This window comes from Kitasatospora sp. NPDC057500, assembly GCF_042802195.1.
GTDB lineage: Bacteria > Actinomycetota > Actinomycetes > Streptomycetales > Streptomycetaceae > Kitasatospora.
Genome location: NZ_JBHVER010000094.1, coordinates 19,311 through 29,519, shown reverse-complemented (window position 1 = coordinate 29,519; position 10,209 = coordinate 19,311). Strand labels below are relative to the sequence as shown.

Below are 10,209 nucleotides of genomic sequence, written 5' to 3'. Positions count from 1 at the left end.
GGGGCGGGTTGCGTGGGGGTAGGCCTCCGCGACGCGACGTTCAGGCGGCATGGGCGAAGGCGGGGGTGATCAGGGCCCAGACGAACTTGCCGACGCCGCCCGCGCGGGGGCAGCAGCCCCAGCGTTCGGCGAGTTCGTCGACGAGGAAGAGGCCGCGGCCGTGCTCGTCGTCGGGGGCGGCGGTGTGGAGGGTGGGGCGGCCGCTGCCGGCGTCGTGGACTTCGAGGCGCAGGCGGGAGTTGACGAGGGCGAAGCGGATCTCGATGAGGCGGTCGCTGGGGGCGTCGCAGTGCTGGACGGCGTTGGCGAACAGCTCGCCGAGGAGGAGTTCGGCGATGTCGGAGTAGCGGTCGCCGGTGGGCAGGGCGGCGAGGTACGCGCGGAGGAGTTGCCGGGCGATGGGGGTGGAGGAGGTGCGGGAGTCGAGGCGGGCGGCGAACGAGCGGGGGCGGCAGGAAGCGGGCATGGCGGAGTACCTCGGTGGGGGTGGGACGGAGGGGCGCCAAGGCGTCACTTCGGTGTGTAGCGAATCGACTACCCGGCGAATCCACTGTGCTCTAGGATCTGGAGGTATTCAACTTGTCGATGCTGTTTGATTGGTAGGGTGAATCGCCTTGAACAAGAGGGAACTTGATCCTCAGGGATCCCCGGCGGCCGAGTTTGGGGCGCTCGTGCGCAGGTCGCGGGAGCAGCGAGGGTGGACGCAGGAGTACCTTGCGGGGCTGGTCGGGTGTACGTCGTCGCACATCTCCGCCCTCGAAAATGGGCGCAGGAGAGCAACTCGACGAATCTCAACACAACTTGACAGAGCGTTCGGTTTGGAGCGGCAGTTCCTGGCGGAGTGGAGCAAGTCGGGTCGGCGCATCCTGTTCGAGGGCTTCGAGGAGTATCTGGGCGATGAGTCGAAGGCTGTGGCGATGCGGCTGTTCGAGATCAACATCGTTCCGAGCCTCCTGCAGACCCCCGCATACATCCGCGCGTATCAGGGGGCGCTGGTCAGCCGGGGTGTCGCAACGCAGCAGCAGGCCGATGAGCGAACGGAGTTGCTACTCCACAGGCAGCAGCTCCTTGTTGGTGATCCCGCACCACTCATCCACGCGGTCATAGACGAAGGGGCGCTGCGGCGATCCATCGGAAGTCGCGAAGTCATGGTCGAGCAATTGCGGCACCTTGAGTCCCTTGCGGGTCGGCCTCGCGTCCTTGTGCAGGTCAGCCCGTTCTCGCTGGGCGAGGTCAGACCGTTTGCGCACCCAATTACGTTGCTGACCATGCAGAACAGGTCCATGGTTGGCTATGGGGAGACGCAGAAGCGGGGCTTTCTCGAACGGGATCCGGAGACGCTGGCCGGGTGGGCCAGTGAGTACGATCACCTCCAGGTGGAGGCATTGTCGCGGGCGGCGAGCATCGAGTTCATTCGAGAAGTGCGGAAGGGTTTTGATCATGGATGACCTGTGCGGCGCCGCTTGGCGCAAGAGCTCGTACAGTGCCCAGCAGGGGCAATGCGTCGAGGTGGCGATCGGGTCGCCGGGCCGGGTGCCAGTCCGTGATTCCAAGGATCCGGAGGGCCCGGCACTGGCTTTTTCGACCTCCGCTTGGCAGTCGTTCGTTGCGGGCGTTCGTGTCGGCGAGTTCGGCGAGGCCTGACGGAATCCACGAGTCGTCCGGGGCCCCGCCGCCCGTGCTTTGGGCGGCGGGGCCTTCTCTTGAGGGCTACTTCCGGGCGTTGGTGCGCTTGGTGGGCTCCGCCGTCGTCGGGTCTTCGGGCCAGGGGTGGCGGGGGTAGCGGCCTCTGAGGTCTGCGCGGACGGCGGGGTAGCCGTTCTGCCAGAAGGACGCCAGGTCTCCTGTGATGGCGGCGGGGCGGCCGGCGGGGGAGAGGAGGTGGATGGTGAGGGGGATTCTTCCGGCGGCCAGCACGGGGGCCGCCTTCCAGCCGAAGAGTTCCTGCAACTTGACGGCCAGTACGGGGCGTTCATTGGTGTAGTCGACTCGGATCTTCGATCCGCTGGGGACATTGATGCGTTCGGGGGCGAGTTCGTCCAGGCGGCCTGCCTCGCCGGTGGACCATGGCAGGAGGCGTTGGAGGGCGGCGGTGGTGTCGATCCTCGCCAGGTCGGCGCGGCGGCGGGCGCGGGAGAGTTCGGGCTCCAGCCACTCGTCGGCGCGGTCGAGCAGCGCCTCGTCGGAGACATCGGGCCAGGGGGCTCCGATGGCGCTGTGGAGGAACGCAAGGCGCTCGCGGAGGTTGGACGGAAAGCTCAGGAGGGCGCTGATGCCCTCGCGGGTGAGGCCCTCCAGGAGGGCTGTGCGGACCAACGCCGGATCAGGGCGGTTGAGGGGCTTCTCGGCGAGTTCCACGGCGCCGAGGGACTCCACCTGGCGGGAGACGACGTCGCTGCGCCGGGTGTCCCAGTGGACCTCGGCGCGACTGGTGAGCAGCGGCGCCCCGGCCTGGCGGGCGGTGTCCTCCTCCAGTACGGCGGCGTGCAGGATCCGCGCCGAGTGCGAGCCGGCCGGGCGGTCGGCGACTGCGACGGCGAGCCACGGTACGGCGCCGAGGGCCGTGCCGGGGGCGAGTTCGGCGGCGGTGCCCGAGGCCATCAGGTACGGGCTGCGCTCGCCGGGGGCGGGCCGTTCCACCCGGGCTCGGGCGATGCGTTCCGGGAAGGCGAGGGCGACGACCAGGCCGACGGCGGTGGCGTCGGTCAGGGAGGTGGCGGGTTCGTCGGAGGTGGCGCGCAGGAGGCGGCGGACTTCCTCGCGCCAGCGGCCGGCGTAGGGATCGCGGGAGGTGCGGACGGTGCGCCACACCGCGCCCAGGTCGTCCCCCAGCGCGCGCGGCGGTTCCTCGGAGAGCAGGGCGACCACTTCGGCCGCCCGGCGGGCGCCCACGGCGGGCGCGCCGTCGACGAGGGCGCGGGCGAGGCGCGGGTGCAGGCCGGTGCGGGCGAGTCGGGTGCCGCGCTTCGTCGCGCGGCCGTCGGGGGAGACCGCCCCGAGGGCGAGCAGGGTCTCCCGGGCCGCGGCCATCGCGCCGGTCGGGGGCCGGTCGGGCAGGGCGAGCCCCGTGGCGTCCGGGTCGCCCCACACCGCGGCCTGGAGCGCGAACGGGGTGAGGTCGGCGAGGGCGATCTCGGGAGTGGGGAAGCGGGCCGCGCGGGCGTCCTCGGCCTCGTGCCAGCAGCGGTAGACGGTGCCCGGGGCCTCGCGCCCGGCGCGGCCGGCCCGCTGGCGGGCGGCGGCGAGCGAGGCGCGCACGGTGACCAGGGCGGCGAGTCCGCGCGCGTGGTCGGTGCGCGGTTCGCGGGCCAGCCCGGCGTCCACCACGACCCGGACGCCGGGGACGGTGAGGGAGGACTCGGCGACGGCGGTGGACAGGACGACGCGGCGGGAGGCGGACGGCGCGAGGGCGGCGTCCTGGACGGCCTGCGGGGCGCGCCCGTGCAGTTGGAGGACCTCGGCGGGCACGCCGCCGAGTTGCCCGGCGACCCGGGCGATCTCGCCGACGCCGGGCAGGAAGCAGAGCACGTCCCCGTCCCGCTCGGCGAGCGCCCGCCGCACCACCGCCGCGACGTGGTCGAGCAGCGCGAAGTCCACCCGGGTGCCGTGCGCGGGCCGGACGGCGCGCGGCGGCGGCGCCCACACCACCTCGACCGGGTGCGAGACCCCGTGCGCCTCGACGACCGGCGCGCCGTCCAGGAGTTCCGCCCAGGCGGCGGTGTCGGAGGTCGCGGAGGCGCAGACGATCCGCAGCTCGGGCCGCAGCGCGGCGCGCACGTCGAGCAGGAAGGCGAGCGCGGTGTCCGCGTCCAGGTGCCGTTCGTGGCACTCGTCGAGCACGACGACGTCGACGCCGGGCAGCTCCTGGTCGCGCTGGAGGCGTTGCAGCAGTACGCCGGTGGTGACCACCTCGACCACGGTCTCCGGGCCGACGCGCCGCTCGCCGCGTACGGTGAAGCCGACCTGCTCACCGACGGCCGAGCCGAGCAGCCAGGCCATCCGCCGGGCGGCGGCCCGGACGGCGAGCCGTCGCGGTTCGGCGACGAGGACGCGGCGAACGGGTCCGGAACCGAGCAGCCCGGCCAGGGCGAGCGGCACCAGGGTGGTCTTGCCGGTGCCGGGCGGCGCGGCGAGGACGGCGGCGCCGTGCCCCTCCAGCGCGTCGGCCAGCGCGGGCAGGGCGGATCGGACGGGCAGCTCGCGCCACGCGGGGTGCAACGGGCTCAGCCCCGCTCGGCGACGAAGATCGCCGTGCCCGGGATGAGCCGCCCGCGCAGCGGCGACCAGCCGCCCCAGTCCTGCTCGTGCCCGTCCGGCCACTCGGGCTCGACGAGGTCGAGCAGCCGGAAGCCGGCGGCGACGAGTTCGCGGACCCGGTCGCCGAGGGTGCGGTGGTGCTCGACGTAGGTGGCCCGGCCCTGGTCGTCCTGTTCGACGTAGGGGGTGCGGTCGAAGTAGGAGGCGACGGCGGTGAGGCCCTCGACGCCGGGCTCGTCGGGGAAGGCCCAGCGGATCGGGTGGGTGACCGAGAAGACCCAGCGCCCGCCGGGCCGCAGCACCCGGTGGACCTCGCGCATCAGGGCGGCGGTGTCGGCGCTGAACGGGACGGCGCCGTAGGCGGAGCAGGCGAGGTCGAAGGAGGCGTCGGCGAAGGGCAGCACGGCGGCGTCGGCCTGGACGACCGGGACGGGCGCGGCGCCGCGGGCGAGGTCGATCCGCAGCGAGTGCTGGAGCTGGCGGTGCGAGATGTCGAGGGCGACCGGGCGGGCGCCGCGGCCGGCCAGCCAGCGCGAGCACTGGGCGGCGCCGGCGCCGATCTCCAGGACGGTGCGGCCGGCGACGTCGCCGAGCAGCCGGGCGTCCGCCTCGTCGAGGCCCTCGGGGCACCAGGTGAACCGGTCGTCGCCGAGGAACTCGCCGTGCTCGTCCTGGTATTCGTCGGCGTTGCGGTCCCACCAGTGGCGGCTGGCGCGGCTGCTCTCGCCGGTGCCGGCGGACCGCCTTACCGGGTCGTCGCCGTCCTCGTCAAGATCGATGTCGAGATCAATGGGGTCGGGGAGGGGGGTGCCGGTCACGGTGAGAAGGCCCATCGCGTAGGGTGTGGTCTGCGGAAGCGCCGCTGCCGTGAACCGGTCCGAGAGGCCCGGTGTCCCGGTGGTGGCATCCGGGGAAGGGTCCTCCCAGCGGCCGCCACCCGTTGAGGTGCGCAATCGGAGGATATGGCCTGATCCATACCGGGCTCCACCGTCTTGCCGTTTCTGGCGTTGACCGTGCCTGGCCGTCCCCGTATGCTACAAGTTGCGCTGCGGGCCTGCGCGCCTCGGACGGAGCAGGTCGCGCTCGCATCTGTCGAAGACCCCACGGTCGCAAGACGGACGCCGATCTCCCGTTGCCACGGGAATCCCGGTGCTCCGTGTTCTTGGCTGTCCGGCTTTCGGTGGGAGCGATACGGGCCCTCCGCGTGGCATTACCTACGACTTTCATGTCCGTACCGGAGCCCTTTTCCTAATGACGAGCCCCACCGACTCCTCCCTCAGCACCACCCCGCAGGTCGCGCTCAACGACATCGGCGACGCCGAGGCGTTCCTGGCCGCGATCGACGAGACCATCAAGTACTTCAACGATGGCGACATCGTCGAGGGCGTCATCGTGAAGGTCGACCGTGACGAGGTTCTCCTCGACATCGGTTACAAGACCGAGGGCGTCATCCCGTCCCGCGAGCTGTCGATCAAGCACGACGTCGACCCGCACGAGGTCGTCGCCGTCGGCGACAACATCGAGGCCCTGGTTCTCCAGAAGGAGGACAAGGAGGGTCGTCTCATCCTGTCCAAGAAGCGCGCTCAGTACGAGCGTGCCTGGGGCACGATCGAGAAGATCAAGGAAGAGGACGGCATCGTCACCGGTACCGTCATCGAGGTCGTCAAGGGTGGTCTCATCCTCGACATCGGCCTCCGTGGCTTCCTCCCGGCCTCGCTCGTCGAGATGCGTCGCGTCCGCGACCTCCAGCCCTACGTGGGCAAGGAGCTCGAGGCCAAGATCATCGAGCTGGACAAGAACCGCAACAACGTGGTCCTGTCCCGCCGTGCCTGGCTGGAGCAGACCCAGAGCGAGGTCCGCCAGACCTTCCTCACCACCCTGCAGAAGGGCCAGGTGCGCTCCGGCGTCGTCTCCTCGATCGTCAACTTCGGTGCCTTCGTGGACCTGGGTGGCGTCGACGGCCTGGTTCACGTCTCCGAGCTCTCCTGGAAGCACATCGACCACCCGTCCGAGGTCGTCGAGGTCGGCCAGGAGGTCACCGTCGAGGTCCTCGACGTCGACATGGACCGCGAGCGTGTCTCCCTGTCGCTGAAGGCGACCCAGGAGGACCCGTGGCAGCAGTTCGCCCGTACCCACCAGATCGGCCAGGTCGTCCCGGGTAAGGTCACCAAGCTGGTTCCGTTCGGTGCGTTCGTCCGCGTGGACGAGGGCATCGAGGGTCTGGTCCACATCTCCGAGCTGGCCGAGCGCCACGTCGAGATCCCGGAGCAGGTCGTCCAGGTCGGCGACGAGATCTTCGTCAAGGTCATCGACATCGACCTCGAGCGTCGTCGCATCAGCCTCTCGCTGAAGCAGGCCAACGAGGCGCTGGGTGCCAACCCGGCCGAGGTCGAGTTCGACCCGACCCTGTACGGCATGGCCGCGTCCTACGACGACCAGGGCAACTACATCTACCCGGAGGGCTTCGACCCCGAGGCCAACGACTGGCTGGCGGGCTACGAGAAGCAGCGTGAGGAGTGGGAGCGGCAGTACGCCGAGGCCCAGGCGCGCTTCGAGCAGCACCAGGCCCAGGTCATCAAGAGCCGCGAGGCCGACGCGGAGGCCGCTGCCGAGGGTGGCGACGCCGTCGCCGCCGCCGCGGGTGGCTCCTACTCGTCCAGCAGCGACGAGGGCTCCGGCGCCCTGGCCTCGGACGAGGCCCTGGCCGCCCTGCGCGAGAAGCTGGCCGGCGGCCAGAGCTGAAGCTCTGCCCCGCTGGTGCGTGACTAGCGCATAGCGTCATCGATGAACCCCGCTCGGTTTCCGAGCGGGGTTCATTGTTTTTCGACCTTCATTATTTGTTCCTTATGTGAAGGATTTTTGTGATGAGGGGCTCATTGAATACCTATGGGTGATTCGGGACCCGGCGCCTACCTTGGGAGGAGTTGCCCGATGGGCCGCTCACCCGGCCCCGCACGCTAGGCACCCCCCGCACATGAGCCTTCGCTCCGCCGTGTCTTCCGCCGCCTCCCCCCGCCCGTCCGCCGATCAGCCGGTCGGCGGCCGCCTCGCCGCCCTCGGCCGGTTCTGCTACCGGCAGCGGCGCTGGGTGCTCGGTTTCTGGGCCGTCGTGCTGGTGATAGGCGTGCTGATCGGCGGGCGGGTCTTCGAGGGCTCGGTGGCCGGCGCCTCCTCCGCCTCCTCCGAGGCGGACCGCGGCAGCGCCGTCGTCACCGCCGCAGACCCGGCCAGGGGTACCGTCACCGCCGTGGTGGACGGCCGGCCGGTGGACGACGCGGCCGTCCGGGACGCCGTCACCCGCGCCACCGCCGAGATCGCCGCCCTTCCCGGGGTCTCCTCGGCCGCCGACGCCTACGGCCCGGGCCCGGGCGCCGCCGCGCTCCGCTCGGCCGACGGCACCGCGAGCCTGGTCTCGGTGCGGATGTCCGACACCAGCACCTCCGCCCAGACCACCGCCGTCACCCAGCGACTTTCCGCCATTCAGGCCGACGTCCGGGCCGACGGCGGCAAGGTGACCGTCGGTGGGGACCTGGTGCTGGAGGAGGAGGTCAAGAAGCAGACCGAGCGGGACACCCGCTTCGGCGAGATCGTCACCCTGCCGCTCACCCTGATCGTCATGGTGCTGGTCTTCGGCGGCCTGGCCGCCGCCAGCCTGCCGGTGATCGGCGCGGTCGCCTCGGTCGGCGGCGCGCTGCTGGCCATGTTCGGCTTCAGCAAGATCATGGACATCGACACCAGCGTGCTGCCGATCGCCACCGTGCTCGGCCTCGGCCTGTCGATCGACTACGCGCTGCTCATGGTGAACCGTTTCCGCGAGGAACGCGGCCACGGCGCCACCATCGCCGCCGCCGTCGAGCGGACCGCCGCCACGGCCGGGCGCACCGTCGCCTTCTCCGGACTGACCGTGGCCGTCGCGCTCTCCGGCCTGTTCGTCTTCACCAGTCCGGTGCTCGCCGCCGTCTCCGCGGCCGGGGTGAGCGTCGTGGTGATCGCGGTCGCCGCCGCGCTGACCCTCATCCCCGCGCTGCTGGGCTTCGCCGGGAGCCGGATCAAGGCACCCACGGCGCCCGTCCCCGACGAGGGCTTCTTCAGCCGGACGGTGCGCCGGGTCGGCAAGCGGGCGGTGCCCGTGGCGCTCGCCTGCACCGCGCTGCTGGTGGCCGCCGGTGCGCCGTTCCTGCACGCCGACATGCGCAGCTCCGGCGCCGCCGTGCTGCCCGCCTCCTCGGCCGGCCGGCAGGTCGCCGAGACGATCGACCAGCGCTTCCCGCAGGCCTCCGCCGCCCCGATCACGGTGGTGGTGGAGAGCGGCGCCGCCGTCGCCCAGGCCTACGCGGACGACGTGGTGGCCAAGGTGCCGGGCGTCAGCGGCGTGCGCGCCGTCACCCCGGTGAGCGACACCGTCTCCACCATCGACGTGCTGGTGCACGGCGACCCCCAGGGCGGGCAGGCCAAGCAGGTGGTCAAGGAGCTGCGCGCCGACCGCGGCGGGCTCACCACCGAGGTGACCGGCGGCGCGGCCTCGGTCGTCGACTTCCAGGACGAACTGCTCACCCGGGGGCCGATCGCGCTCGGCCTGGTGGCGCTCGGCACGCTGATCCTGCTGTTCCTGATGACCGGCTCGGTGGTGATGCCGGTCAAGGCCCTGCTGATGAACCTGCTCTCGCTGGGCGCCTCGCTGGGCGCGCTCACCCTGGTCTTCCAGGACGGCTGGTTCAGCGGACTGCTGGGCTTCAGCCCCACCGGCGGTCTTGAGACCTTCATCCCGGTGCTGGTGTTCGCCTTCGCCTTCGGGCTGTCGATGGACTACGAGGTCTTCCTGCTCGCCAGGATCAAGGAGCTGCGGGACAAGGGTCACAGCTGTACCCGGGCGGTGGAGCTGGGCGTCCAGCGCAGCGGGCGGATCATCACCTCGGCGGCGCTGCTGATGGTGATCGTCTTCGCCGGCTTCGCGCTCGGCGACATGCTGATGGTCAAGCAGATGGGCATCGCGCTGGCCGTCGCGGTGGCGGTCGACGCCACGCTGGTGCGCTGCCTGCTGGTGCCCGCCGCGATGAGCCTGTTCGGCGAGTTCAACTGGTGGGCGCCGGCCCCGCTGCGCCGGCTGCACGACCGGTTCGGGCTGAGCGAGCACGTCGAGCTGCCGGAGATCGGGGCGGCGGCGCTGCCGGCCCAGCGGCCGGTCGCCGTCGACGAGGAGCCCGTCGCGGAGGCGGCGCCCGTCGGGGAGGCGGTGCCCGTCGGGGGGAAGGAGCCGGTCGCCGTCGCGCCTTAGCGGTTCGGGAGTACCGTGCTGAGGCATGCGGATCACCAAGTTCGGACATGCCTGCGTACGCCTGGAGCACGAGGGGGCGACCGTCGTCGTCGATCCCGGGATGTTCACCGATCCGGCCGCCCTGGCGGGCGCGGACGCCGTGCTGATCACCCACGAGCACGCCGACCACTTCGACGAGGCCCCGCTGCGGGCGGCGCTGGAGGCGGACCCGGCGCTGCGGGTGTGGACCAACCCGGACGTCGCCCGGAAGCTGGAGGGGGTGGCCCGGCGGGTGACCGCGGTCGGCGAGGACGACGCCTTCGAGGTCGGCGGGATCGCCGTCACGGTGCACGGCGAGTGGCACGCGGTGATCCACCCGGAGATCCCCCGGGTGCGCAACGTCGGCTTCCTCTTCGACGGGCGGCTGTTCCACCCCGGGGACGCGCTGACCGTCCCGCCGCAGCCGGTGGACACCCTGCTGCTGCCGATCGCCGCGCCGTGGACCAAGGTCGCCGAGCTGGTCGACTACGTCCGCGAGGCCGGGCCCCGGCAGGCCGTCCCGGTGCACGACGCGGTGCTCAGCCCGGCCGGCCTGGCCGTGCACACCCGGCTGGTCGGGCCCGGAGGGCCGGGCACCGGGGCGGAGCTGCGGACTCTGGGGGAGGGCGAGAGCCTCGACCTGGGGTGACCGCGGTGAG

General features: G+C 71.9%; 8 protein-coding genes. 5 read left to right on the top strand and 3 right to left on the bottom strand.

The genetic code is table 11. The features are described 5' to 3' along the window. Positions 1–40: 40 nt before the first annotated feature. On the bottom strand, positions 41–466 hold the full coding sequence (locus tag ACFU74_RS20765; protein ID WP_380758752.1) for an ATP-binding protein: 426 nt from the start codon (positions 464–466) through the stop codon (positions 41–43). Between the two features lie 148 nt (positions 467–614). Here ACFU74_RS20765 and ACFU74_RS20760 point away from each other — a divergent pair, with 148 nt between their 5' ends. Next, positions 615–1,448 carry a Scr1 family TA system antitoxin-like transcriptional regulator gene (locus ACFU74_RS20760; protein ID WP_380758749.1) on the top strand — a complete coding sequence of 278 codons (834 nt, stop codon included), beginning with the start codon at positions 615–617 and terminating at the stop codon, positions 1,446–1,448. Continuing rightward, a complete protein-coding gene (locus ACFU74_RS20755; protein WP_380758747.1) occupies positions 1,441–1,644 on the top strand; it encodes a DUF397 domain-containing protein in 204 nt (67 codons plus the stop codon). The genes ACFU74_RS20760 and ACFU74_RS20755 overlap by 8 nt, the downstream gene beginning before the upstream one ends. Before the next feature lie 66 nt (positions 1,645–1,710). Here ACFU74_RS20755 and hrpB read toward each other — a convergent pair whose 3' ends face one another. Further along, positions 1,711–4,218, bottom strand: a complete 2,508-nt coding sequence (gene hrpB / locus ACFU74_RS20750) for an ATP-dependent helicase HrpB (RefSeq protein WP_380758745.1) — start codon at positions 4,216–4,218, stop codon at positions 1,711–1,713. Between the two features lie 5 nt (positions 4,219–4,223). Beyond that, on the bottom strand, positions 4,224–5,090 hold the full coding sequence (locus tag ACFU74_RS20745; RefSeq protein WP_380758743.1) for a class I SAM-dependent methyltransferase: 867 nt from the start codon (positions 5,088–5,090) through the stop codon (positions 4,224–4,226). Between the two features lie 418 nt (positions 5,091–5,508). Here ACFU74_RS20745 and rpsA point away from each other — a divergent pair, with 418 nt between their 5' ends. The 3 genes from rpsA to ACFU74_RS20730 all read left to right on the top strand — a co-directional run bounded on the left by rpsA (position 5,509) and on the right by ACFU74_RS20730 (position 10,199). Next, positions 5,509–6,999 (top strand): 30S ribosomal protein S1, encoded by a 1,491-nt coding sequence (gene rpsA, locus ACFU74_RS20740; RefSeq protein WP_380758741.1) that lies wholly within the window; start codon positions 5,509–5,511, stop codon positions 6,997–6,999. A gap of 232 nt (positions 7,000–7,231) precedes the next feature. Beyond that, on the top strand, positions 7,232–9,532 hold the full coding sequence (locus tag ACFU74_RS20735; RefSeq protein WP_380758740.1) for an MMPL family transporter: 2,301 nt from the start codon (positions 7,232–7,234) through the stop codon (positions 9,530–9,532). A gap of 25 nt (positions 9,533–9,557) precedes the next feature. Next, entirely contained in the window at positions 9,558–10,199 is a 642-nt protein-coding gene (locus ACFU74_RS20730; RefSeq protein WP_380758737.1) for an MBL fold metallo-hydrolase, read from the top strand. The last annotated feature ends 10 nt before the right edge of the window (positions 10,200–10,209 follow it).